Origin of the sequence: Tenacibaculum sp. XPcli2-G (assembly GCF_024124505.1) — a bacterium.
Taxonomy (GTDB): Bacteria; Bacteroidota; Bacteroidia; order Flavobacteriales; family Flavobacteriaceae; genus Polaribacter; species Polaribacter mesophilus.
Genome location: NZ_JAMXSH010000001.1, coordinates 360,167 through 386,831, shown reverse-complemented (window position 1 = coordinate 386,831; position 26,665 = coordinate 360,167). Strand labels below are relative to the sequence as shown.

Below are 26,665 nucleotides of genomic sequence, written 5' to 3'. Positions count from 1 at the left end.
TGTGTTTTTAAGATTTCAACTTGATTTTCTTCACTTTTTTGAAATCTATACTCGTTTATTCAAACATTTTTTTGAATAAAACAAAAATCAAGAAAAAAGAACTGTTAGAAAAGCAACTAAACAGGGCTCTTTTTGAGCTTGATTAAAAAATTAATTAAATTTTATAAAAATGAGTAAAAAACCAATCAAATCAAACCTATTTAGGTTTGTAACATTACGTAGTCCACAATTAATTGAAGACAAAGAAACTGGATTTGTTTCCTTTCCAGAAGAAAAAAAAGCAGAAAGTTTAGCTTTTCAAGCAGTACAAGGAGCGACCACAGACGAAGAAAGGAAAACAGCATTAAAAGGGGCTTACAGTACAAGTTTTACTCCGATAAATAGTAGGCTTGAAATTAAAAACTTACATCCAGAGTTGTATCAGTTTTCTGGGTGGTTAATGCGCAACAAGAATGTGCTATCGTATGCTAGTATTGAAGCTAATTTGAATGCAGCACAAGAACTTACTATAAACGAAGAGTTTGTGTTATGGGAAAATTTATTTCATCAAACAATTGACAAAGAGTTAGTTGCTGTAAGAGAAGCTTTGATACAAGTATTAGTAGCAAATAAGTTCTTAAAAGTGTTTCGTGCTTTTACGAATAGTTTTACGGAAGGTACAGAAGGGGAAATTGTTTTTACTGAAGAAAATGAAAAAGAATTTCTGCGTTTAGCGAATGCAAGTGTTATTGTACCTAAAGAGGTGATTATTGCTGCGCAAAATGAGTTTTCTTATACAGAACCCGTTATTTCAAAAAGCTCACAAGACTATATGCAATCTCAATTAGAGGTAGCTTTAGCAAAAGACAGAATTCAATTACACGAAGCTGTATTAAAAGATTTAGACTACGCAGAAACGCTATATAGAAAGGCTGAGACAACACGTTACAAAACAGAACTCAAAGCTTACGACGCCACTATTGATCAATTACAAGAAGAGGCAATTCCTGAAATTCAAACAGTATTTTATGCAGACACAGGTTCTACAAGACAAATAAAAACGTATCCAGACTTACAATTGCCAAAGTTTGAGTTTGAAAGCGCTTTAGAGATTGATAGGGATGTAGCGACAACAAACTTATCTACAGAAACATTAAACATAATAAACTCTGATAGTTTAAGTGTATATGATACTTTTGATGAAGTAAAACCTATTTTAAGAGATCGAATTAAGAAGGATTATCAGTTAGTGTACGATGATACTCCTCAAGAGGCTCAAAAAGTGAGTGTAGGAGATACTACAGTAACGCTAAGCGCTATGAGAGGAACACAGTTGTATTCGTATTCAGGAAATATAAAACCAGCTGTTTTACTAGATAGGTTTGTGATGTCTATGAGTATAAATGTAGGGTATGCCAATGCATTTGTAAAAAGTGCAAGCTACCAATTACAAGATGCGCTTGGAAATATAATTACAGGAAGTGATGTAAGAAAACTATCAAGTACTGATAATTTATTAAACTTACAGTTTTTCTCTGGTGGAGAAGTTTTTACATTGGGAGAGAATACTTTTTCGGGAGAGGTAACATTAAGTAATGATGTTAAGATACAGTTTAGTTCATCAATATATATTACAGGGAATTCACCAAGTTTTGAGGATATATATGATCCTATTAAGTTAGGAGAGTTAGAGCGTTTTGGTGTGTATTCAGGAATTGGAACCAAAGTTATAGAAGGAAGTGAAACTGCTACAGATGAAAATACAGCGATAGATGCTGAAAATACTGTATTGTATGGAGTTTCTCAATTGGGAATTGCTGATTTTAGACGTGTGGAGCAAGAGGTGTGTTGTTATGTACCAGGTGAGGTGTCGCACATTGAAAACATCATGGCACGCGAATATAAAGAGCGTTCTACTAGAGATTTAAGAGTTTCAGAAACAACAACGGAAACAGCAACAGAAAAAGAAGTAGAAAACCTAACGGATACGACTTCTACTGAGCGCAATGAATTACAAAGTGAAGCGTCTTCTATTGTAAATAGCGATAGTGCTACTAGTTTTGGAGCGAATGCAAGTGTAAGTGGTGGTGGGAGTATTGGTCCAAAGTATAGTTTTGGTACAAACTTTAATTCCTCTTCTTCAAACTCAGTATCAAATTCTAATTTACAAGCACAAACGTATGCACAGGAAGTTACAGAAAGGGCTTTAGAGCGCGTGGTTCAAAAAATTAGTACCAAACGTACGTCTCGCATGTTACGTGAGTTTGAAGAGAATAATACTCATGGATTTGATAACCGTAAAGGAGATAAACATGTTACAGGAGTGTATCGTTGGGTAGATAAGATTTATAAGAATAAGTTGATAAATTATGGTAAGCGCTTAATGTATGAATTTGCCTTACCAGAACCTGCAAAGTTTTATATTGATTCATATTTAAAAAACAATAATGGAGACGAAAAGACAACAGAAGGGCTAATTATTCCTAAAAAACCAGTACACCCTAGTAAGTTGTCTAAAAAGATTGAAAAATCTTCTGATTTGAATGAAGGTAATTATGCTAATATTTTATCTCAATATGGAGTTGATTATATTGATTATCCTGAAAATGAGATTAATATAATGAAATCTTATAAGTTAGATTTTCAAGACTTAAAGGGCCAAGAAGGAAGTGTTATTGCTGATGAAATTGAAATTTCAGAAAATTATATTACAGAATCTTTTGAGGTGGTAGGTAATTTATACTCCCATGATTCAGGTAAAATTGGAGGGAGACTTCGTATAGCAGTAGGTAATACTATTCAGGAAAATGAAGTAAAAGGAGATACGAAATTCTCGTTTAAATCAGACGATAGTTTTTCAAGAGCAAAAAACTTATTAGCAGTTTCTGCCTCAAGCTTTGATTCATTAACGGGAAATTTTAACGTTGTTGTCAAGTGTATTAGAACAGAAGAAGCGTTAAAAAAATGGCAAAATGAAGCTTATAAAGCCATTGTGGAAGCATACAATGAACAAGTGTTAGCATATAATGACTTTATACAGTCTCAAAATCAAGAAAACAAACCTAATGAAAAGAAAAAAGAGTTGAGTTCTCAAATCAATCGTAGTATCGAAAAACGTGAGCTAAAACGTATTGCCGTAAGTTTAATGAAGCATAAAAATGTAGAGTTTGCTCGAGATAACTACGATGGTGAAAGTTCTAAAAACATTACAAGGACACCAGAATTCCAAACCCATGCTGAAACGGTTAAGTTTTTTGAACAAGCTTTTGATTGGGAGATTATGGCATATACTTTTTACCCATACTTTTATGCAGACAAAGGTGATTGGGATGCTAATTTTGAATATAACGAAGGTAGCGACCCTATTTTCCAAGCTTTTTTACAAAGTGGTATGGCAAGAGCTGTAGTACCAGTGCGTCCTGGTTTTGAAGAAATGGTAAACTGGTATATGAAAACTGGTGAAATTTGGAATGGTCAAGGTATGGTTACCGATATGGACGATGATTTATATGTTTCTGTTGCCGAAGAAATGCAAACTATTGAAGGTGAAGTAGAAGGTACTTGGGAAACTCGTGTACCAACAACCTTAACCGTGTTACAAGCAGATTCTGTAGTATTGAACGAAGGAGGTTTGCCGTGTAATCCAGACTGTGAAGGTCAAGGCTTATTTGATGTAAGTACTTATAAGATAGGACAGGGACCTGATGGTGTAGATTACGATATTGTAGGCGAGACCAACAATGTAGCATAAGTGCAGTAAAAATGTTTGTTAAACAAACATTTTTCTATACACACAGTCACAAACCTCACCCTATATTTTTTTACGTCATTGCGAAAAAAATGAAGCAATCTATGTATCAAGAGTTTTAAACTTAAAGGATTGCCAAGTATAGCTCGTAATAACACTTCTCTTCTCTTTGCTTTAAAAGAGAAGAGCAGGGTGAGGTTTGTTTTTTATTAATCATAAAAAACAAAAAAATATGCATGCTCATGAATATGGAAGCAAACATTTTAAACACAAAACCAATTTTAAAGATTTGGTGGTGTTTTCAGATGTTCAGCAACAAAAAATAAAAGAAACCGCAGTTCCAAGTCCCAATATATATGTAGAAATAGAAAAAGGAGTAAAAACTGCAAATAAATGGTTACTACATTTTAATAGTCGATTGTCTGGTGAATATGGAGATTTTTTTCTAGAAAATAATTCGCCTTATGGGCAAATTAATAAACTGCAATATGAAGAAAATGATGAAAACTTTGCATTTATTCAAAATACCATTGTTGATTTTCAAAACGGAACATTGCCTTATTATAAAATTAATGAAAAGTTTTATATCCAACTTGATAATAGTATCGATTTAGAGGAGGTAATTGTAAATGCAACCCCTTCACCAACTACCAGAGATGTTAAAAGTATCCAATATGAAGCTTTTACAACTGTATTTATTTCTGAAGATGGAGCGCAATTATTACAAGCTTATGAAGCGATACAAAATGTAAGTGCACACGAGGTAGTTATTTTTATTGAACGCAGTTCAGGAAGTAACCTTTTCGGAACAGTGTTTAGAATAAAAAAAGGGAAAAATGTAAATTCTCTTATAGAAACGAACAGAATTCGCATAGCGAAAATTGTTAGAGCTTATGGAGTAGATGTATTTACGAACGAGCTAAGTAAAATGCTTGAGCAAGAACTTAAAAAATCAACAGAGAGCGATTTTTATTTGGTATTGAAAAAAGGAGGGCAAATAGTACGTTGGGGAGCGGATGTTACCTTAAGTAATTTGTCTAAATTCTTAAAAAGCTCAGGCGAAGAAATAGGTAAGTTACAGTTAAGTGAAAACTATTGGAAAACAACGGTAGACGGAAAAGAGAACTCAAAATACAATCCGTTATTACCAAAACTTAATATTAATGAGAGTTTTTCTTCCGAAGAATTGGCAAATTCAATTTATAAAAATTATGTAGTTCCCATTGAAGCCCCTATTGTAACGTTTGCAGAGCGATTTAATAAACATTGGTTGTTTAAAGAGCTTATGCCTTTTAAAAGTGAACGTATTACTAAATTATTTAAGCACATACCAGGTATACTTAAAGAGTTTTTAGATGGCGTAAAAGAAAACGCACAAAACACCTACAATTTTATTAACGGATTGTTAGTAGGGATTATTAATAGTATTATTGATTTCTTTAAATCTATCTTTGATATTTTAGCTATTTTGGTAGATGTTTTAAATGGCGTTATCCAAACAGGAAAGTTCTTTGAAAAACCAGGTCATTACCTACGTTTATTAGCAGAAGGTTTTGAAAACCTTATCGATTTAGTACTCAATACCTTCACGTTAACAAACCTAAAAGCATGGATGCAGTTTTTAATAGAAATGCCTATAACTACTGCTAAACTATTAATAGGTTTATTTGCTAAGGCATCCAATACAAAAATCACGATAGATCCAGGTGCTTTAGGGTATTATATAGGGTTTTTAGTTGGTTTTATAGCTTCGGAAGTAGTACAGTTTATTGCTACTGGAGGAACAGCGAATATAGCCAAAGCAACCAAAGCAGTATTAAAATCGTATCAAGAGTTAGCGAATGTAGTAGCTAAAAAAGTGGTAAAAACAGCAGAAATAACAGTAGATGTAGTTTTAGCTGCGATTAGAAAGCTTAAAGAATTTGCTAAAAACTTTGCGAAACATTTAGATAATCTTAAAAAATGGATTGGAGAGTTTATAGAGAAGCTTGCGAGTAAAGTAAACCAATTATTTAAAGGCTTCGAAGCAGTTTTAGAATTGTTGTATGATTTAGGAGTTGTTATTTTTGAGAAGCTAGATCCTAACACAGGAAAAGTTTTAGTAAGCCCTGACGGAGTTATTTACACTGTTAAGCAAGGAGATAAAACCATTTTAGAAGGGACTGAAGATGCTATTCGGAAATTTGCTCAGAAGATTGATGAAATTCGTTCTAGTGGAGGGAATATTCGAAAAAAGACTCAGAGTTATTTAGATGAGTTGGCTGATAGTTTGAATGTAAAGCATAAAAACTTTCTTGAAACCAATGGTTTAAGGATTGAAAAACCGACAAGAGCTAGAAATAACCTTCAACTTTTGGATAAAAATGGTGATGTTTATTTTTATGGAAAGCCAGAGGAGGTAGATGAATATATTCGATTAACAACTAGAACTAATGCAGAAAAAATTGCAGATTATAAAAAAGTAATTGAATATTTTGATTCGAGTACTGCTAAATACAGGAGAGAAAAAATTTGGGATAATGGTGATGCTTTGAAGTTTAGTGAACACAATACCCCTCCTTTAAGTGTTGATTTTAAACACACACCTCAATTTCTTTATGGGAAAAAGAATGGAAAACCAGGAGTTGTTAAAATTAAATTAACGGGAAATGATTTAATTGATTTTAAAATGGCTTTTAAAAAAGCAGGCATATCAGATGACTTGGCTAAAAACCTTAAGGAAGATTATGTTTGGCATCATTTGGATGATTTTAACCCTGTTACTGGTGAATGTTCTATGCAATTGATTAACAGGAAAGTACATGAGTTTTCTTGTCCGCATATTGGAGGAGGTGGACTCTACAAAGCCTTTATGGGTATAGGGTACCCTAATAGAAAAATTAATTTTAGTTTATAAAAAAGATGAAAAAAATAACATTAAATAATAGTAAGAATTCTTTAACGAATTTAGAGATTGAGAATTTCGAGAAGAAAAATAATTTTACTTTTCCTGTATCTTATAAAAAGTTTTTATTAATAGGAAATGGAGGAGTACCAAAAGAAAACATTTTTTGGGATGGGGAAATAGAGAGTGATGTATCATTTTTTTACTCACTTATATATGGAAGTAATAATATTGAAAGTGTTTTAGAAAATCTTCACAGAGAAGATGCTTTACCTAAGACATTTTTCCCGTTTGCAAGTACTGGAGGAGGAAGTATATATGCTTTTTCAATGAGAGAAGATAGTTTTGAGGAGGTCTATTTGTTTCATTTTGATGGTTCAGAACCTTTAAAGTTGTGTAACACATTTAAAGAATTTATAAATAACCTTGAAGAAGATGAATAAAGAGTGAATTATCTCAAAACCGCCTAAAATTTTAGGCGGTTTTTTCTTTTTATAAAAGGCTATAGAAAATTTCAGAGAACATTTCTAAATTAAAACATAATGCAAAATATTTGTAATTTGTTTTGTTTTTAATTGTAATATGTTGTATATTTGTCTTGCTTTTCTAACAGTTCATTGTTATTTATTAATCTTTAATGTAAGCAGAAACGAAAAAAAGTTATGATTAACCCCTTTCAGGTCTAGAAAAAGAAAAAGAATCAACAACTTACAAGTTTTGTCTGCAAGCGCTTTAAAAAAATTAAACATTTGTATGAATAATTTAATATCAGTAGCGTTATCGCAATACGGAGTCAAAGAGGTGAAAGGCTCAAAAGATCATCCTCAAATTGTAAACTATTTTACTTCATTAGGTTTTGATGGAGGGAAGTTTAAAGATGAAACCGCTTGGTGCAGTGCCTTTGCAAATTGGGTAGCCAAAAAAGCAGGTTATGAACACACAAACCAGCTAACTGCACGCAGTTGGTTGTCGGTAGGAGACTCTACTACAAATCCAGAACCAGGAGATGTGGTGGTTTTATGGAGAGAAAATCCTAGTAGCTGGAAAGGACATGTTGGGTTCTTAATTAAAGAAACCAGACGATATGTGTATCTATTAGGAGGTAATCAAGGAAATAGTGTAAGTATTAAAGCATATCCTAAAAACAGGGTATTAGACTTTAGAAAACTAAAAAAGAATGGATAAATTTTCGCATTTCATTTTTTGGTTGCTTGCTTTATTGTCGCCTTTAAATGGAGTGTTAACTACCATGATGTTACTAATAGTAGTTGATTTTATTACAGGAGCCTATGCTTCTTTAAAATTACAAATACCTATAAAAAGCGAACGAATTGGACATACCATTTCTAAGTTTGTTATTTATAACTTGGTAATTATATCAGCTTATTTTTTAGAAAAACACATTGTAAATGAAGTTCCTTTTTTAAAAATAATAGCAGGATTTATAGCTATTACCGAAACAAAGTCAATTTTAGAAAACTACAACAAAATTTATGGAGTAAACCCCTTTAAAGCATTGCACAGTTTGTTAAAACAAGCGGGTATGCAAGGTACCTTAGAGCAAACAACCGAAAAACAAAAAAACAACGACAAAGAAAAAGTTTAGTCGCTAACACTTTTTTTAGCGACTCTTTTTTATCAAAAACAATTTAAAAACGATAAAAAAGAACAAAAATGAAACAAAACAAAGAAACATTAAAACAATTTTTTGAAACAGGCGACAAGCCAACCCAACAACAATATTCCGATTTAATTGATAGCTATATCGATGCCAAACAACCCGAAGGAGAACCCAACCGAAGGTTTGTAATTGACGAAACAGGAGAGGTAAGTGTAACTTCTGAACAGCAAGTTCCAACTTACCAAGCAGGAACTAATATTATGATTGATGAAACAGATCCTTTACAGCCAGTGATTAATGCAGCTCCTAGAGTTAATATTACTGAAGGTGTATTTACACCTAGTTTTTTTGCTACAGGATCTTCATTTTCAGTACAACAAGTAAAAGGTGAGTATTATACTATTGGAGACCGTGTTTTTGTTGATATAATATTATCAGGCGTAACGTCTGATGGTCAAGCTACTTATGGAGAAGTATATATTGCACCTAACATTGATGGTTTTCCTATTGGTGTATCTGTCTCAGGAACCGTTTATAATATACAAGCTCATGAGAATTATGGTTGTTATGTAAGACATGATTTAGGAAGAGTAAATATTAAAGATAGGGTTTGGGATAATGAAACGTTATACATAAACTTCTCATATACATCAAAGGAGATATTAAGCTAATTGTATTAAAAATTAATATTTGAAATAATTACAAAGTCTAGCCCCTAACAAAAACAGTTTTTAGTGGCTCTTTTTTATCAAAAAAACTTAAAAACGATAAAAAAGAACAAAAATGAAACAAAACAAAGAAACCTTAAAACAATTTTTTGAAACAGGCGATAAGCCTACACAACAACAATATGCCGATTTAATTGATAGTTATATAGATGCCAAACAACCCGAAGGAGAAGCCAACCGCAGATTTGTCATTGATGAAACAGGAGAGGTTAGTATTGCTTCTGAGCAACAAGCACCTGAATATACATTATCTCCCATTTCTGGAACTAACACCGTTGATTTATTAAAAGATGGCGTAAGCGTTTCACAAATTGACTTAACGCCTTATTTAGATAATATAAATTTAGCACGATTGGTAAGTGGAGAAGTACAAGGAAACAACCTTATTGTTAAAAGAGATGATGATAGTGCTTTTAGTATTGATATATCTTCATTAGTGGGGACTATTGGAACAGAGCTGTCAGTCATTGAAACGACTTATGATGACTTATTAAATTTAATATCAACAAATAGTTTAGTACCAGATCAAGAATACTCTTTTGATTTTAAAAATATCTATAAACAGATTGATACAGATGTTATTAAGCAAGATTCACCTGTTGAAAAACTAGTCGTAAAAGCAGAAACTAATAATACTTTATTTTCTACAGCAAGAAGTTTAACCTATGTAAATGATAAAGTTGAATATGATGTATCTACTGTAACATTTGATGGAGTAGATGAGGCAAACAGTCCTGTAACAAATATAGCTAACCAAGGAACTATTTTGAATAGGATTGACAAGGAGTTAGAAATTGAAACTCCTTACGATTTTAGAACAGAAAAATTTGTAAGATATAAAGGTTCAATACCTGTATATGATTCATCAATTAGTTATCCTAGATATAGTTTGGCAAAAGCTCCAGAAGATTTGAGTTATATGAGAGTAGCTTATAAAAATGATAATTCTTCTGCAGGTGACAATATAAATAACCTGTTTTATTGGAATAGGCAACCTTTTGGTACTACAACTACTTTTTTTGAAGACTATAATTACACAAAAACTAAAGCTTACATGAATATTGTTATTGATGTAAACGACTCACAAGAGTATTTAACTTTTTCTAATACAGCAATTCCTACAAAAGAACAAGCTTGTAAGGTAAAGCTTCATAATAGAAATATAGTGATTAAAGGTAAAGCTTTTGATTGTGAGATAAAGTATGTTAATTCAGAATATAATGAAGGAGTTACTATAACCAATTGTACAGAAGTTAGACTGATGGTAGGTAGAAATGAAACAAACTCTTCAGCAGCACCTGGTACTGTTTTTTTAGGAAGTATAACAGAGATGCAAAAAAAGTTGGTGAATATAAGTGGAAATACAGTAGTTTTTAACTTAAGTAATTTAGAGATTCTTAATGGAGAAAAAGAATTAAGTAAGGGGATTGATAGTGCACCTGACTTGTTTATATCTTATGGTTACATTAGTAGTATAAACAACTCAATATTTCTTAAAAGTGATAACGCGAGCAATAGAGTTAGAATAATAGGGACTATTGTTAGAAGAAGTTTAAGTGGAATATTTAAAGGAGACATTGAATTTTGTTACTTTATTAATAACGTAAGAAGAACAACATTTAATAATACGGTAAACGGATTCACTTGTTTTGCTGAATTATATAATGTAATTTTTAATGGAAAAATAAATTCTTTTAAACTCCAGTTTGATGAAAGTACATACGTTCCCATTAGTGAGTCTTACACTAATTTAGTTACATTTAAAGAATGTATATTTAATACATCTATAAATGACTTTGAAATAATTTACCCTAAGAATAAGGTAAGCTTTTGGGGTGCGAAGTTTAATATAAAAGAATTAACAGGTAGGTTAAATATACCTTCAGTAAGTGCGTACAGTGGAGATAAATATAATTATAACTTTAATTTTACTAATTATTATAAGCAACCAGATGATAGTATAGATTTATACTATCAAGATATTGATGCTTCAGGAGTTGCAAGAATGGTTAAATTTATTCCTCAATTGGTTTGATAGAGAGAATAACCAAAAACTAAAGTCTAACCCCTAACAATCGTTTTTAGTGGTTCTTTTTCCTGTTAATTTTTAGTGTTTGGTGTCATTTCGACGAGATATGAGGAGAAATCTCATCTTTAAGAGATTTTTCGTCACTCATTCTTCGCTCTTTGAACTGACAAACATTTTTCTAATACCAGTTATAATTTCAAGTTGTAAAAGGTATAAACCCTAAAACAAAATAGCATGAATTTTTTTAATCATAAAACCGACAGGTTATTATTGGGTGTCATTATAGTGCTGTTATTTATCAATCTTTTTACTAAGAGATATCAAAAAACAAACCCACAAACCCCAAAAATAACCGTAGTAAAAGACACCGTTTGGCAAACCAAAATAGATACGTTTAAGGTACAAACCATTAAATACCAAAAAGTGTATGTCCATAAAAATGATGTCACCAAGATTGTAAAAGACACCATTTTTATCAAAGACACTAACGATTATGTAGCCGCAAAAATATACCGAGATACTTTAAAGAATGCCGATATAGAAATTTATAACTACGATTTGGTAAAAGGAAAATTGTTAGATAGTCAGTTATCGTATAAACTCAAAGTACCCCGAGAAATAACTATTACCAAAACGATTGAGCATCCAAAAACCTACAGAAGTGGCTTGTATCTCTTTACCGAAATAGGAGGAAATCCACAAACTTTTGACAACCTAAGTTTCGGGTTGCAATACAACAGAAAAGGAAAATGGTTTGCTAGTTACCGATTAAATATCAATCAGCTCAATCAACCTACGCATAATATTGGAGTAGGCTACCGATTGTTGAATTAAAAGAATTAACTTTCAACTATAGAGGTTTAAAATTCGTCTTAAAACCCGAATCATCAATTATTCGGGTTTTAAAGCGAATTTTAAGTTTTAAAAACTTGTCAGCTCTCTCTATTTTTTTCGACAAACAATAAAACTATGTATAAATGGCGGTACAAGATATTCAAAACTACTCCTATCAAAATATTTTTTCGTTGCAAACAGTTCAGTTTGAAGAATCATGTGTAGTAAACTCACCACAGCAAATAAATCAATACAAAGTATTTTGGATAAAAGAAGGAACAGGTAAGTATAATATCGATTTTAAAAGTTACTCTTTTGAAGATGGAGTATTATTTTTTTTATCACCAGGACAAGTATTTTCAGTAGATTCCGAAAAAATTAAAGAAGCCTATCAACTTAGTTTTACAAGAGATTTTTATTGTATTCAAACACACGATGCAGAGGTATCATGTAATGGAGTATTGTTTAATAATATATATGAAACACCTTTTGTAGTACCTTCAGAAAAAGAAACGCAAAAATTAGATTTTATTCTTCAAAACCTAAAAGAAGAGTTTGAGTTAGAAGAAACAGCCCAATACGATATGCTACAATCGCTTTTAAAACAGTTTATTGTATATTCAGTACGAATAAAAAAAGAAAAAGATGTTGTAAAAGAGAGTGTAGAAACCAAGCTTTTTAAAGATTTTAGCCTATTGGTAGAGCAAAATTTTAAAAAGATACACCGAGTTACAGGATATGCTTATCGGTTAGGCTTATCACCAAAATCACTAACAAAACACCTTCAAAAAATAGGAACGGAAACTCCAAGCGACTTTATAAAAAACAGAATTATTACCGAAGCAAAAAGACTGTTGTTGTATACAGATGATTCTATTAAACAAGTTGCTTTTGATTTAGGATTTAATGATCCTGCGTACTTTTCTCGGTTTTTTACCAAAGCTACAGGGCAATCGCCAAAACAATTTAAAAGAAGCTATAGCTTATAAAAGAAAAAACCACGCAACGCGTGGTAAACTACACAACTAATAAAGTTTTTTGTTACACTAATACAAACAACCTTTTCGACGCCTTAAAAGTACTACTATAAACGTGTTGTTACGTTACCTGTATTTTACGAAACCATGAATTAAAAGCTAGTTTTTTGTAAGAAAAATGTTAGCAAAAATAGCTTGTCCAAGTTTTAAGAACCTTTGTCCATTTTTTAAGGCTTATTTCTGTCGCACCTTTGTATCAGAATTCAAAAACAACGAATTATGAGAACAGAAATTAACCAATGCCCTAATTGTTGGGGATATCAAGAATACGATGAGCAGTTTCCTGAAAGAGAATTATGTAACTGTGAAAAAACAAACTAAAAAGACAACTTTAAAATAGTAAAATTATGAGCACAAGAATTGAAACTTTAAACCCAGAAACCACAACAGGAAAATCAAAAGAATTGTTTGATGCAGTTCAAAATAAGTTAGGATTTATTCCAAACCTAATTAAAGTAATGGGAAATTCACCAGCACTTTTACAAAGCTATCTAAGCTTGGGAGAATTAAATGGAAGCGGGAATTTTTCAAACAAATTTAGAGAGCAATTAGCATTAGTTATAGCAGAAGAAAATGAATGTAACTATTGTTTATCAGCACACACGGCAATAGGAAAAAACAATGGCTTGTCAGAGGAAGAAATTGAACAAAACCGACAAGCAGAGGCTTCTGATGCTAAAACCAAAGCAGGCTTAAAATTTGCACAAAGTGTTACAAAAAACAAAGGAAATGTAAGTTCAGTAGAAATAGCTGAGGTAAAAGCAGCTGGGTATAACGACGGAGATATTTTAGAAATTGTATTAAATGTTGTAGCCAACACCTTAACAAACTATGTAAATCATATAGCAGAAACTGAAGTTGATTTTCCAAAAGTAGAAGCAGGAAAATTCACACAAAGTGCATAAAAAACGAATAGCTCTTGTGGCCTTATTTACAAAGTGTAGTTACGGGGTTTTAGGTTACAGAGCTATTCATCTATAAAAAGTAAAATCATAAAAATCAATAAAAATGAAAAAAGTAGTAGCTATTTTAGTATTATTAGTAGGGTTTGCATTTACAGCAAATGCACAAAAAGCAAAAACCATTTCTTTAGAGCAAACAAAAGGAAAATTCACTCAAAAATCGTTAACACTTTCAGAAGGAACTTATGTTTTTGAAATTTCAAACAAGAATGTAGGACACGATGTAGGGTTTGTATTAGCACCAAAAGGAAAAACAGAAGAAAAGCATCATATAAAAAACGCGTATGTAACTTCTTTAGTAAAAAACAACAGTAAGTCAAGCTCTAAAAAAGTAACTTTAACAAAAGGGGAGTACGTGTACTTTTGTCCGCTTAATCCAACACCTCAATATACTTTAACAGTAGAGTAGTGTTTTAATAATTGATTAATAATAAAAAACCCGTTTTTACGGGTTTTTTAATTCAATTTTACAAATCTACTTCCAAGTCCATCGTAGTTATTGTCAGAAATTTCTAAAGTATTTGGTTTTATGAACCTAATAATTCCTGAGAGGACAATTCCTGAAAATTGCTGATCGTTGGAAAGTTGTATAAAACGTTCTTGTTTATTTGAATAAATTGCCTTTTTCATTTCTAGGGTGTATGTACCTTTTGAAATGAGGGAGTCATTTTTTGATATAGAAAACTGATTGTTTTTCAACAAGGTTAATTGTACGTTTTTGTTGAGTGTTTCGGGAGTTTTATGAATATGGTTTCCAAAACCACCATCAGTATTGGTCCAATTCCATGTTCCGACCAAATCGGAATTATCAATCTTGTTTATTTGAGTTGAAGCACAAGAAATCAATGCAAAAGCGAATATATAAAGTAGGGTTTTCATAGTAAAGGATTTTTGTTCACTCTTTTATTTTTTGTTCTCTTCCAATTAGGAAATATAAAAAAGCACCAAAAAAGTTAGCTAATAAAACAACGAGAATCCAGACAATTTTATTGTTTCCTTTAAATTTACTTTTTAAAATATCAATAAGCGCAATTATTGTTGGAATAATTCCAAGTAAAACAATTAAGATTAAAATTAGTTGCCATACTCCAACCATTTCTATATAGGTAGTCATCATAATGATTTTTAAACGCTAAAAGTAGTAAAATAAAAACGCCATTAAAACTCCTTTTAATAGAAATTTTAATAACGCTTTTAAAATATGGAAAATGATACTATTTATTCATAATATCTTCTATTTCGTCTGCTTCAATAGGTATGTTGCGCATTAAGTTGAATGGCTCACCTGTTTCTTGAATAACTACATCATCTTCTAAACGAATACCAAAACCTTCATCAGGAATATAAATACCAGGTTCAACTGTAAATACTTGGTTTGCTTGCATTGGTTCATGTAACAATCCGTAGTCATGCGTATCTAAGCCCATGTGGTGAGAAGTACCGTGCATAAAGTATTTTTTGTATGCTGGCCAGTTAGGGTCTTCATTTTGCACATCAGCTTTGTCTAATAACCCTAAACCTAATAATTCCGAAGTCATTAATTTACCAACCTCAACATGGTACTCAGCCCAAAGAGTTCCTGGAACTAACATTTTTGTAGCGTCGTTTTTTACACGGTTAACAGCATTGTATACCGCTTTTTGCCTGTCGGTAAAACGACCAGAAACAGGTATGGTACGAGTCATATCCGAAGAATAGTTAGCATATTCAGCTCCAACATCCATCAGTAATAAATCACCTGCTTTACATTGTTGGTTGTTTTCAATATAGTGCAATACGTTTGCATTGTTACCAGAAGCAATAATTGGGGTATAAGCGAATTTCTTAGAACGATTTCTGATGAACTCGTGAATGAATTCTGCTTCTATTTCATATTCCCAAACACCAGGTTTTACGAAGTCTAACACACGTCTGAATCCTTTTTCAGTAATGTCACAAGCCGTTTGAATTAAATCAATTTCGATTTGATCTTTTACCGAACGTAAACGTTGTAAAATTGGGTTACTTTTTGCTACTGAATGTGCAGGATATTTGTTTAATAACCATTTAGTAAAACGAGCTTCACGAGTTTCAGTTTCAACACTAGCACGGTAATGTTCGTTCGTGTTGATATAAACCGTATCAGCTAAAGCCATCATTTCAGCCAGTACTTTTTCTAAGTCTTGTAACCAGTATACGTTTTTAATACCGCTAGTCTCTAATGCTCTTTCTTTGGTTAGTTTTTCACCTTCCCATACAGCAATATGCTCGTTAGTTTCACGTAAAAATAGTACTTCACGTAGATTTTCTTTCGGACAATCAGGAAATAAAATTAATATACTTTCTTCTTGGTCAACACCACTTAAAAAGAAAATATCACGGTGTTGTTCAAAAGGTAACGTGCTATCGGCACTTACAGGATAAATATCGTTTGAGTTAAAAATAGCTAAACTACTAGGCTTCATTTGAGCCATGAAGTTTTTACGGTTTTTTATAAATAATTGACTGTTTATTGCGTCGTACTTCATAATGTTTCAATTAAATTGATAAGATTCCCTCAAAAATACGGAAAGAAACTATGCAAATATTAGCCATTTGGCGCTAATTTATGTTTTTTCGAATTCTACTCATATGGCGAGTAGAAATTCCTAAAAAAGAAGCTAAATAATGTAGTGGAACTTCTTGAAGTAGTTTAGGTTCGTTTACGAGTAGTTTTTTATAACGCTCTTCAGGAGTTAAAGTCAGTAAATCAATGCGGTAATCGTCAATCAAAAAAATTTGATGTTCGACTAAGTTGTAATAAAACTGATAAAAGGCCTTATTATGTTTCATTAAATGTTTAAAATCACTTATGTTAATAATCCAAAGCTTGCAGGCACTCAAAGCTTTAATGTTTTTAGGAGAAGGAGTTTGTTGTAAAAAACTTTTTAATGATGAGGTAAAACTATTTTTTAAAGCTAAATAAGTGGTCTTTTCTTCTCCAGAAACCGAAACAGCATGTTGTAAAATGCCACTTTCTATAAAACAAAAATAGGAACAAACGTTTCCTTTTTTAACAAAAAAATCATTTCTAGATAAGGAAAACTCTTTAAAACAGTCAATAATTTCTGGAATTAACATATTTAAGACTTCATTATTTATAATGTTTTGTATGTGCTGTGTAATAGCTTTTTTAGAAGCATCCATTTATGGAAATAAATTTTTAGCTTAAAAGTATAAAAAAGGATGCTTTTTACAGCATCCTTTGAAATAAATTGTATTGATAATTGATTTTAACTCAACTAATCTGGTATAGGCTTTTTATCTAATATTTTAATAACTTCTTTAGTTTTTCAAAGAATTAACATAGAAGTTTTTTAGTAATGAAACTTCAAAAAACTTAATAATTAAAGAAGTAAAATTGTTAACGAGATGTTTTGTTATTATTTTTCCTATTACGATTATTTCGTTTTCTAGGAGTATGTTTTTTAGTGTTTTCTGTTGACACTTTTTTCTTTGAATTAGAAGATGTTTTAAGTGTTTTTTTAGTCGGTTTGTTTCTAGATTGCTGCTTTGGTCGCTCAGTAGTTATTTCATTTTTTATAGTAGATAAATCAAAACCTTCTAATTCAGAAATAGCTATTTTTTGCCCTAATAACTTCTCAATACTTTTTAAATAAGCTTCTTCCTCTTGTGCGACCAAAGAAATTGCTTCGCCACTAGCACCAGCTCTTCCTGTTCTACCAATTCTGTGTACATAGTCTTCAGGAACATTGGGAAGTTCAAAATTAATAACGTGTGGTAATAATGGAATGTCTAATCCACGAGCAGCAATATCGGTAGCTACCAGTACTCTGATAGAATTATCTTTAAAGCCTTTTAGAGCTTTGGTTCTTGCTCCTTGACTTTTGTTACCATGTATAGCTGCTGCTGAAATTCCTCGTTTAATTAGTTTTTCAGTCAACCTATTAGCACCGTGCTTGGTTCGAGTAAAAATTAATACCTGGCTCCAGTTTCCTTTTGAAATTAACTGACCAACCAATTCTGTTTTCTTGCTCTTCGGAACTTTGTATAGTTTCTGATTTACTTTTTCGGCAGTTGTATTTTCAGGAGCTGTTTCAACTAAAACCGGGTTGTGTAAAATACCTTGTGCTAATTTTTTTATTTCTTTTGAAAAAGTTGCCGAAAACAATAAATTTTGACGTTTTTGTGGTAAAAAAGAGATGATTTTTTTAATATCTCGTAAAAACCCCATGTCTAACATTCTGTCGGCTTCATCTAAAACCAAAACATCTACACGTTTTAAAGAAAGTTGATTTTGTTCATGTAAATCAATTAATCTACCAGGAGTAGCTACTAAAATATCTATTCCTTTTTTAAGAGTAGCTATTTGAGAACTTGGTTTTACACCACCAAAAATAGCGGTAGATTTAATGTTTAAATGCGTGCTATATTCGCGCACATTATCATATACTTGAGCTGCTAATTCTCTTGTAGGAGTTAGCACTAATGCTTTAATTGGACGGTATTTCGGATTCTTTTTTTCTGATATGTTTTGTAAAATAGGCAAAGTAAACCCTGCTGTTTTACCGGTTCCAGTTTGTGCAGAGGCTAATACGTCTTTACCTTCTAAAATAACGGGAATTGCTTTTTCTTGAATAGGAGAGGGAGTTTCGTACCCTTTTTCGGTTACAGCTTTCACTAAAGCTTTTGATAAACCTAACGATGTAAATGTCATATATAATTCTTCAGTAGTATTTAAAGAAAATACTACTATGAGCCAGCAAAGGTACTGCTATTTTATTGGGGTTCGGCTATAAATAAAAAAAGCCTTACCTAAGATGCTTCTATATTAATATAACTGATTTAATGAGAGAACTAAAAACAACAATTAAGAAAAGTTGTTATGGTTTCCCTATGTGGAATAAAGCATCTCCCATATTAATGATTGGAAAATTATTTTTAGCAATGATATATCCATCGTAAGGTGATTTTACGGAAAAATTTGTTTCTCCATAGGTATCCATAATATACCCTAATATTTGTCCTTTTATTATTTGATTACCATTGTTAACAACAGAAGTAAATAAGCCAGCTACTTTAGCACGAACCCATTTATGTTTATTAATGTGTATTGAAGTAGTGTTTTTAGGTATTTCTATATTTTCACTTATCATTTTAAAATGTTTTAAAACACGAAGTGTTCCGTTAATACCTTGTTTAATAGCATGCTCTTCAAGCCGTAACGATTCTCCTCCTTCATAAACAATTACAGGAATATTATTTTTATAACATTGATTTCTAAAAGACTTCGGAATAAGTTTAGAGCCAAACATAAATGGAGCATTGAAAATATTGGCTAGTTGAACTCCTTTTTTATCTTCAGGAGTGTATCGTATTTGTGGGAAGTTATTTCGTTGTTCACCTCCCGTATGAAAATCAATAGCAAAATCTACATTATTGGTAATTTCTTTCATTAAATAATACGCCATTCTACTAGCTAAAGAACCCGTTTTTGAACCAGGGAAACTACGATTTACATCTTTACCATGCATGTCTCTCGACATATTTAAAAAGCCAAACACATTAAGTAAAGGAACCACGATAACACAACCTCGGTGAATTTTGTACGATTTATCAATTAACATTCTTCTGACTAATTCAATACTATTTACTTCATCTCCGTGTAGACCACCCTGTAGTAGAATAGTAGGACCTAATTGATTACCATTAAAAATATACACAGGAATTTCTATTAGAGTACCTGTAGGTAACCTATCAATTGGAATCTTAATTAATTTAGATTCGCCTAAACCAATTTTTTGTCCACGAATTTCTATGATTTCGTTTTTAAAATTTTGTTCGAACATTTTCTTCTAAAAATTTAATAATAACTTTAGCAATATTGTCTTTGGTGTAGGATTCAATTCCTTGTAAGCCAGGAGTTGAGTTGACTTCAATTAATAGAGGTCCTCTTTTTGATCGAATCATATCAACGCCAGCAATAGGAAGTTCTAAGTGTTGAGCTGCTTTAATAGCTATTTCTTCTTCTTCGGGAGTTAATGTAACCTTGTGTCCGCTACCTCCTTTATGAATGTTAGAACGAAAGTCCCCCTCGAGCCCTTTACGTTTCATAGAAGATACCACTTTGCCATTTACAATAAAAGCACGAATATCTTCACTGTTACTTTCCTGAATAAATTCTTGTAGTAAAATACTGGTATTTGTTCCGTGCATAGTATCAATAATAGACATCGCAGATTTTTTGCTTTCAGCTAAAATTACTCCAGAGCCATGTGTTCCTTCTTGTAGCTTAATAATTACAGGAGAACCACCTAATAAATCTATTTGCTCACCAATATTTTCAGCGTCAACAGAAAAAACAGTCTGCGGAATAGGAAGTCCATTTCTACTCATTATTTGTAAAGTACGAGCTTTGTTCTGTGCATCAACAATACCTAAATAACTAGCAGTACTATATACTCCGTTCATTTCAAACTCTTTTACAACTGTTGTTCCATGTTTCATGGCTGAAACACCTATTCGAGGAATAATAACATCAGGAATATCAATAATATTTTTACCGTTGTATAGAATAGCAGGTTTACCATCGCCAAGTTTTATAAAACATTTTAAATGGTTTATAATTTCAACTTTATGTCCACGACGACTTGCCTCTTTATATATTCTTTGTGTTGAATAAATCTGGTCACTAACAGAAAGAATAAAAATAGTCATAACCTAAAAATTTTGAGGTTAAACAAAGCTACTAATTTTTTTGTTTGACAAGAACTTCAAAAAGAAGTCTCTCAATATTCTGTTAATTTTTTTGAAATAGTTTTTGCTTACAGTATTTTCACTTCTTCTAAACCAAATTATAATGAGAACCTTAGCCAAAGCTTTAATAGCTTTATTTCCGTTTACAGTAGCTGCACAGCAACCTACATCTGCAGAGAAAATACAACAAGCTTTACAACAAAAAGAAGCATTAACTTTAACTTCTACAGTAAAAAATATTCCCTTTAAAAATATAGGACCTACAGTGATGAGTGGGCGTGTAGTGGATATTGATGTAAACCCAGCAAATACTACAGAGTTTTATGTAGGTTATGCTTCAGGAGGAGTATGGCATACTGATAATAACGGAACAACTTTTACTCCAATTCTAGACAACTCTCCTACACAAAATGTAGGCGATATTGCTGTAGATTGGAAAAATAGAACAATTTGGGTTGGTACAGGAGAAAATAATTCTTCTCGATCATCGTATGCAGGAATCGGAATTTTAAAATCTACCGATAAAGGTAAAACTTGGACAAACGTTGGGTTACTCGATTCACATCATATTGGACGAATTTTAATCAATCCAAAAAATCCTGATGAAGTAATAGTAGGTTCTATAGGACATTTATATTCATCAAACAATGAAAGAGGAATTTTTAAAACTACAGATGGAGGAAAAACCTGGATAAAAACCTTGTTTATTGATGAAAATACTGGAATTATAGATATTCAACCTGTACCAAATAACTTCAATATTTTATATGCTGCTGCTTGGGAGCGTGAACGTAAAGCATGGAATTTTGATGGAGATGGAAAAAATTCTGCAATTTATAAATCGACAGATGCAGGAAATACTTGGACTAAAATTTCTGATAATAATGGTTTCCCTAATGGAGATGGAGTAGGAAGAATTGGTTTAGCAGTATATGATCAAAACACGGTATATGCTTTTCACGATAGTCAATTCCGAAGAAAAAAAGATGCTGCTAAGAAAGAGAAGGGAGCAGGAGCCTTAACAAAAGAGGAGCTTGCATCAATTTCGGCAGATGAACTTTTGAATATGAAAGACAAAAAATTGAATTCATATATCAAAATGAATGGTCTTCAAGAAAAATATCGTGCGGAAAATATTAAGCAAATCATTCGCTCAAGTCCGGGAGAAATGAAGCCAAGTGATTTAATTGATTATTTAAAAGATGCAAATGCAGCGTTATTTGATACTCCAGTAATAGGAGCGGAGGTTTTTAAGACTACTGATGGAGGAAAAACATGGAAAAAAACACATGAAGGGCATTTAGATGATTTATACTATTCGTATGGGTATTATTTTGGAGAAATTCGTGTTGATCCGCAAGACAAAAATGGAATCTATGTATTAGGAGTACCAATTTTAAAGTCGAAAGATGGTGGAAAAACATTTACATCTATTAGTAAAGAAAATGTACATGCAGACCATCAGGCGCTATGGGTAAACCCTAAAAAACAAGGACACTTAATTGATGGAAACGACGGAGGGCTAAATATTTCATACGATGATGGTGAGAGCTGGATTAAATTAAACCAACCAGCAGTTGGACAGTTTTATACCGTATATGCGGATAATCAAGAAGTGTACAAGGTATATGGAGGATTACAAGACAACGGAGTTTGGGTAGGAAACCACAATGCAAAAATTGACAAAAGCTGGCATCAAACAGGACAAAATCCTTACGAAAGTTTAATGGGAGGTGACGGAATGCAGGTTGCTGTTGATGACAGAAATCCGAATATAGTGTACACAGGCTATCAGTTTGGAAACTATTATCGAATTGATAGAGCAACAGGAAAGCAAACCTATATTCAGCCGAAACCAAAAAAAGATAAACCAGCATATCGATTCAATTGGCAAACTCCTATTCAGTTGTCAAAACACAATCAAGATATTTTATATTTAGGAGGAAATAAGTTACACCGTTCTTTAAATAAAGGTGATGATTGGGAAGAAATTTCTGGAGATTTAACCAAAGGAGAAAAGGAAGGAAATGTAGCTTACGGAACATTAACTACTATTTCTGAAAGTCCATTTCAATTTGGATTAATCTACGTAGGTTCTGATGATGGATTGGTACAAGTAACTAAAAACGGAGGAGGAAATTGGGAGAAAATCTCTAATTCTTTACCCCAAAATTTATGGGTAAGTCGTGTAATAGCTTCAAAGTATAAGAAAGAGCGTGTATATGTTACGTTAAACGGATATCGTTTTGATGATTTTACACCGTATGTATACATGTCTGATGACTATGGAAAAACATGGAAAAATATAAGTAGTAATATTCCAGCTTCTGCGGTAAATGTGATTAAGGAAGATCCTAAAAAAGAGAATGTCCTATACTTAGGAACTGACAACGGATTGTATGTTTCTTTCAATCAAGGTTCAACATGGGAAGCTTTTAGCAACGGATTGCCAAATGTTGCAGTACACGATTTAGTAATTCAACCTAAAGCAAAACATTTATTAGTAGGAACACATGGGCGTAGTTTGTACAAAGCGAATATTACTTCTTTACAAGAATTTGATAACAAAGAAGCTATTTTCAGTATTAAGGATATTAAGAAAAGAAAATCTTGGGGTAGTTCTTGGAGTAAATGGTTAGAACCAAATACACCAAAAATCACAATTCCTTTTTATGTAACTACAAATAAAGAAGTTGTGCTAGAAATATATTCGGGTAAAGTTTTGGTAAATACTATAAAGGCTAAAGCAACAAAAGGATTTAATGAAGTAGTGTATGATGTTTCTTTTTCTGAAAAAGGAAGAAAAAAGTACTTAAAGAAAAACAAAGAAGCTAAGGTAAAAAAAGCAAAGAATAACAAGTATTATTTACCTAAAGGGAAATATAAAGTAACAGTGGGTGAGTTAAGTCAAACATTTGAAGTTCTTTAACAAAGAGATTATAAAAGAGAAAAACAAAACTGTTTTTCTCTTTTTTTGAAATAAAATTTACACAACTTAATAAAGAAACATTACTATTTTTGCGGTATGGGAATAATACGTGTAAACGACATTCGTGTTTTTACAAATCACGGATGCTTAGATGAAGAAGCAAGAATCGGTTCGGAATATAGAGTTGATATTGAAGTAAAAGCTGATTTACAAACATCTGCAAAAACAGATAATTTGGTTGATACGGTAGATTATGTGCATTTGAATAAAATTGTAAAAGAAGAGATGGCAATTCGTTCTAAATTACTAGAGCATGTTGCTCAACGAATTTTAAGTAGAATTTTTAAAGAAATACAACTTGTTGATGAAGCGGAGGTTAGCGTAGCAAAAATTAACCCACCCATTGGAGGAAATGTTGCTGAGGTTGCAATTGTTTTATCAGAAGTGCGTAAAAAGTAAAAAAAGCTTGCAAAAAAAGATAAAAGCTGTAAATTTGCAGTCCTTATCAATATAAGGTGTCGTGGCCGAGTGGCTAGGCAGTGGTCTGCAACACCATCTACAGCGGTTCGAATCCGCTCGACACCTCAAAAAGCTCATCAATTATTGATGAGCTTTTTTGTTTTCCTTAACAAATTAATTCGCTAAAATTCTGCATCTTTGTAGTTATGCGAATTTATCCGATAGAAACAGGAAACTTTAAATTAGACGGAGGCGCTATGTTTGGCGTAGTTCCGAAAACAATTTGGCAAAAGACAAATCCTGCCGATGAAAACAACATGATTTCAATGGGCATGCGTTGTATGTTGATTGAAGATGGTGATCGTTTAACGCTAATTGATACAGGAATTGGTAATAAGCAGTCCGATAAGTTTTTTGGATATTATTATTTATATGGAGACTTTTCATTAGATACTTCTTTAGCAAAACATGGTTTCCATAGAGATGATATTACCGACGTGTTTTTAACACATTTACATTTCGATCATTGTGGAGGAGCAATTCAATGGAACAAAGATAGAACGGGGTATGAACCAGCTTTTAAAAACGCACGTTTTTGGAGTAATCAACGTCATTGGGATTGGGCAGTACACCCAAATGCGAGAGAAAAAGCATCTTTTTTAAAAGAAAACATCTTACCAATTGAAGAAAGCGGACAACTAAACTTTTTGCATCTAAACGCAAAAGATTATGTTGGGTTTGATGTGTTGTTCAAAGATGGACATACCGAAAAACAAATGCTACCGAAAATAGAATATCAAGGAAAAACATTGGTGTTTATGGCAGATTTACTACCAACAGCGGGTCATATTCCTTTGCCTTATGTTATGGGGTACGATACAAGGCCACTACTTACCTTAAAAGAGAAAGAAGCTTTTTTAAACGAAGCAGCAGATAAAGAATTTTACCTGTTTTTAGAACATGACGCTTACAACGAAGTAATAACCGTAAAGCATACAGAAAAAGGAGTTCGTTTAAAGGAAACATTTAAGTTTACAGATATTTTTAATTAAGATAGAGATTATGAGAGTTTTAAAGCCCGTATTTTACTCGGCAATTGCAGTGGCTACCTTGGCTAGTTGTAAAACAGTAAGCAAAATCCCTGTGCCAGCAGGAAGTAATACCGTAGTGAACATTCCAGCGAAAAAAGCTGAATTAACAGACTATGAGCAAGAAAACTGGCAGCATTTAGACTTGGCTACAGATACAATTCCAGGAATGAGTGTAAATAAAGCCTATGAGTTTTTAAAAGGGAAAAAGCATGTAGAAGTTGTAGTTGGTGTCGTTGATTCTGGAACTGATTTAAAACATGAAGATTTAGTTGATGTAGCATGGGTAAATACTAAGGAAATTCCTGGAGATGGAATTGATAATGATAAGAATGGATATGTTGATGATATTAATGGATGGAACTTTTTAGGAGACTCATACAAAGAACATTTAGAATACGAACGTATTTTAATGAAACCAGAAGTTGCAAGTGCAGAACTATTAGCTGAGGTGAAGAATTTTCATGCGAAAAAAGTTGAAGAAGCAAGAGTGAGAAAATTAAATATGGAAAACCGTTTAGCAAATGTTAAAAAAGCACAAGAACAAATAAAAAAGCACCTTAATAAGGATGCATACTCAGCTGAGGAGATAATGAGTATAAATACTAAAGATAAAAACGTAAAAGATGCAATTAGTATAGCTAAAATGTACTTTGGCTATGGTTTTTCTTCATTAAAAGAAACCAGTGATTATTTGTCTAGTGATATTAAAAAATCTATAGCTACGATAAATGAAGATAACTTAAAAACAGATTACCGTACTGTTGTTGGTGATAATGCGTATGATATTAACGATAAACCAGGATATGGAAATGGTAATATAGGTCATTCTGAAAAAGATGAAGCGCATGGTTCTCACGTTTCAGGTATCATTGGAGCAACAAGAAACAACGATAAAGGAATGAACGGGGTTGCCAATGTAAAAATCATGGCTGTACGTTCAGTTTCTGAAGGAGATGAGTACGATAAGGATGTAGCCTTGGGTATTCGTTATGCAGTTGATAATGGAGCGAAAGTAATTAATACAAGTTTTGGAAAGGCTTTTTCACCAAACAAAGAGTGGGTTTACGATGCAATTAAATATGCAGCATCTAAAGATGTATTAATCGTAAATGCAGCAGGAAATGACGGTAAAAATATTGATGTAGAGAAAACTTTCCCTAACGATGCACCAGATTTAATGAATGAAGTTGCAGATAATTTCTTAACAATCGGAGCAATGAGTGCAAACTATAATGAAGAATTACCAGCAGCTTTTTCAAACTATGGTAAAAAGAATGTAGACGTGTTTGCTCCTGGAGTACAAGTATATTCAACTACTCCAGAGAATGAATACAAGAAGTTTAACGGAACTTCAATGGCGTCTCCAGCAGCAGCAGGAGTTGCTGCATTAGTGCGTTCTTATTATCCTGAGTTAACAGCGAGTCAAGTAAAGCATATTTTAATGAATTCAGGAACGAAGATAGATTTAGAAGTTAATAAACCAGGAACAGGAGCTAGATATGGTACTGCGCCTGTAAAAGTTCCTTTCTCAGAATTATCAGTATCAGGGCGTGTTGTAAATGCATACAATGCAGTAAGAATGGCTGATAGAATGGTAAACGGAAGAAAATAAAACCAGTATAAACAAGC

At 32.3% G+C, this 26,665-nt stretch carries 22 protein-coding genes and 1 tRNA gene; 16 read left to right on the top strand and 7 right to left on the bottom strand.

Translation table 11 applies throughout. The features are described 5' to 3' along the window. Nucleotides 1-169: 169 nt before the first annotated feature. From NH341_RS01735 to NH341_RS01685, 11 genes are all read left to right on the top strand, one after another. Complete coding sequence (locus tag NH341_RS01735; RefSeq protein WP_253055541.1) at nt 170-3,730, top strand: hypothetical protein; 3,561 nt, start codon at nt 170-172, stop codon at nt 3,728-3,730. 229 nt (nt 3,731-3,959) lie between these two features. After that, nucleotides 3,960-6,623, top strand: coding sequence for an HNH endonuclease (locus NH341_RS01730; RefSeq protein ID WP_253055539.1), 2,664 nt, complete (start codon nt 3,960-3,962; stop codon nt 6,621-6,623). Nucleotides 6,624-6,628: 5 nt separating this feature from the next. Then, nucleotides 6,629-7,054: an SMI1/KNR4 family protein gene (locus tag NH341_RS01725; RefSeq protein ID WP_253055538.1), complete on the top strand. Its 426-nt coding sequence runs from the start codon at nt 6,629-6,631 to the stop codon at nt 7,052-7,054. A gap of 310 nt (nt 7,055-7,364) precedes the next feature. Further along, nucleotides 7,365-7,796: a TIGR02594 family protein gene (locus tag NH341_RS01720; protein WP_073182396.1), complete on the top strand. Its 432-nt coding sequence runs from the start codon at nt 7,365-7,367 to the stop codon at nt 7,794-7,796. Then, nucleotides 7,789-8,217: a phage holin family protein gene (locus NH341_RS01715; protein ID WP_047788116.1), complete on the top strand. Its 429-nt coding sequence runs from the start codon at nt 7,789-7,791 to the stop codon at nt 8,215-8,217. The genes NH341_RS01720 and NH341_RS01715 overlap by 8 nt, the downstream gene beginning before the upstream one ends. 68 nt (nt 8,218-8,285) lie before the next feature. Next, nucleotides 8,286-8,903 carry a hypothetical protein gene (locus tag NH341_RS01710; protein WP_073182397.1) on the top strand — a complete coding sequence of 206 codons (618 nt, stop codon included), beginning with the start codon at nt 8,286-8,288 and terminating at the stop codon, nt 8,901-8,903. A gap of 112 nt (nt 8,904-9,015) precedes the next feature. Further along, nucleotides 9,016-10,995 (top strand): hypothetical protein, encoded by a 1,980-nt coding sequence (locus tag NH341_RS01705; protein ID WP_253055536.1) that lies wholly within the window; start codon nt 9,016-9,018, stop codon nt 10,993-10,995. Nucleotides 10,996-11,223: 228 nt separating this feature from the next. Then, nucleotides 11,224-11,823, top strand: coding sequence for a hypothetical protein (locus tag NH341_RS01700; protein ID WP_253055535.1), 600 nt, complete (start codon nt 11,224-11,226; stop codon nt 11,821-11,823). A 143-nt stretch (nt 11,824-11,966) separates the two neighbouring features. Continuing rightward, on the top strand, nt 11,967-12,812 hold the full coding sequence (locus tag NH341_RS01695) for a helix-turn-helix domain-containing protein (protein WP_073182401.1): 846 nt from the start codon (nt 11,967-11,969) through the stop codon (nt 12,810-12,812). 395 nt (nt 12,813-13,207) lie between these two features. After that, nucleotides 13,208-13,765 carry a carboxymuconolactone decarboxylase family protein gene (locus NH341_RS01690; protein WP_047788122.1) on the top strand — a complete coding sequence of 186 codons (558 nt, stop codon included), beginning with the start codon at nt 13,208-13,210 and terminating at the stop codon, nt 13,763-13,765. Nucleotides 13,766-13,868: 103 nt separating this feature from the next. Further along, entirely contained in the window at nt 13,869-14,231 is a 363-nt protein-coding gene (locus NH341_RS01685) for a cupredoxin domain-containing protein (protein WP_073182403.1), read from the top strand. Nucleotides 14,232-14,278: 47 nt separating this feature from the next. Here the strand turns inward: NH341_RS01685 and NH341_RS01680 are convergent, their stop codons facing one another. The 7 genes from NH341_RS01680 to NH341_RS01650 all read right to left on the bottom strand — a co-directional run bounded on the left by NH341_RS01680 (nt 14,279) and on the right by NH341_RS01650 (nt 20,518). Beyond that, nucleotides 14,279-14,701 carry a hypothetical protein gene (locus NH341_RS01680; RefSeq protein ID WP_073182404.1) on the bottom strand — a complete coding sequence of 141 codons (423 nt, stop codon included), beginning with the start codon at nt 14,699-14,701 and terminating at the stop codon, nt 14,279-14,281. Nucleotides 14,702-14,717: 16 nt separating this feature from the next. Beyond that, nucleotides 14,718-14,939, bottom strand: a complete 222-nt coding sequence (locus NH341_RS01675; RefSeq protein WP_253055534.1) for a PLD nuclease N-terminal domain-containing protein — start codon at nt 14,937-14,939, stop codon at nt 14,718-14,720. 97 nt (nt 14,940-15,036) lie between these two features. Beyond that, complete coding sequence (locus NH341_RS01670; RefSeq protein WP_159488752.1) at nt 15,037-16,329, bottom strand: aminopeptidase P family protein; 1,293 nt, start codon at nt 16,327-16,329, stop codon at nt 15,037-15,039. Between the two features lie 73 nt (nt 16,330-16,402). Next, nucleotides 16,403-16,987, bottom strand: a complete 585-nt coding sequence (locus NH341_RS01665) for a Crp/Fnr family transcriptional regulator (RefSeq protein WP_073182406.1) — start codon at nt 16,985-16,987, stop codon at nt 16,403-16,405. A gap of 217 nt (nt 16,988-17,204) precedes the next feature. After that, entirely contained in the window at nt 17,205-18,518 is a 1,314-nt protein-coding gene (locus NH341_RS01660) for a DEAD/DEAH box helicase (protein WP_073182407.1), read from the bottom strand. A 166-nt stretch (nt 18,519-18,684) separates the two neighbouring features. Next, nucleotides 18,685-19,650, bottom strand: a complete 966-nt coding sequence (locus NH341_RS01655) for a succinylglutamate desuccinylase/aspartoacylase family protein (RefSeq protein WP_073182408.1) — start codon at nt 19,648-19,650, stop codon at nt 18,685-18,687. Next, nucleotides 19,631-20,518: a RimK family alpha-L-glutamate ligase gene (locus tag NH341_RS01650; protein WP_073182409.1), complete on the bottom strand. Its 888-nt coding sequence runs from the start codon at nt 20,516-20,518 to the stop codon at nt 19,631-19,633. The genes NH341_RS01655 and NH341_RS01650 overlap by 20 nt, the downstream gene beginning before the upstream one ends. A gap of 142 nt (nt 20,519-20,660) precedes the next feature. Here NH341_RS01650 and NH341_RS01645 point away from each other — a divergent pair, with 142 nt between their 5' ends. From NH341_RS01645 to NH341_RS01625, 5 genes are all read left to right on the top strand, one after another. Continuing rightward, nucleotides 20,661-23,486, top strand: coding sequence for a glycosyl hydrolase (locus NH341_RS01645; protein WP_239178342.1), 2,826 nt, complete (start codon nt 20,661-20,663; stop codon nt 23,484-23,486). A gap of 96 nt (nt 23,487-23,582) precedes the next feature. Beyond that, nucleotides 23,583-23,945, top strand: a complete 363-nt coding sequence (gene folB, locus NH341_RS01640) for a dihydroneopterin aldolase (RefSeq protein ID WP_047788131.1) — start codon at nt 23,583-23,585, stop codon at nt 23,943-23,945. A 55-nt stretch (nt 23,946-24,000) separates the two neighbouring features. Further along, a tRNA-Cys gene (locus NH341_RS01635) sits at nt 24,001-24,071 on the top strand. 80 nt (nt 24,072-24,151) lie between these two features. Continuing rightward, entirely contained in the window at nt 24,152-24,997 is an 846-nt protein-coding gene (locus NH341_RS01630) for an MBL fold metallo-hydrolase (RefSeq protein WP_047788132.1), read from the top strand. Between the two features lie 10 nt (nt 24,998-25,007). Then, nucleotides 25,008-26,648: a S8 family serine peptidase gene (locus NH341_RS01625; RefSeq protein WP_253055533.1), complete on the top strand. Its 1,641-nt coding sequence runs from the start codon at nt 25,008-25,010 to the stop codon at nt 26,646-26,648. The last annotated feature ends 17 nt before the right edge of the window (nt 26,649-26,665 follow it).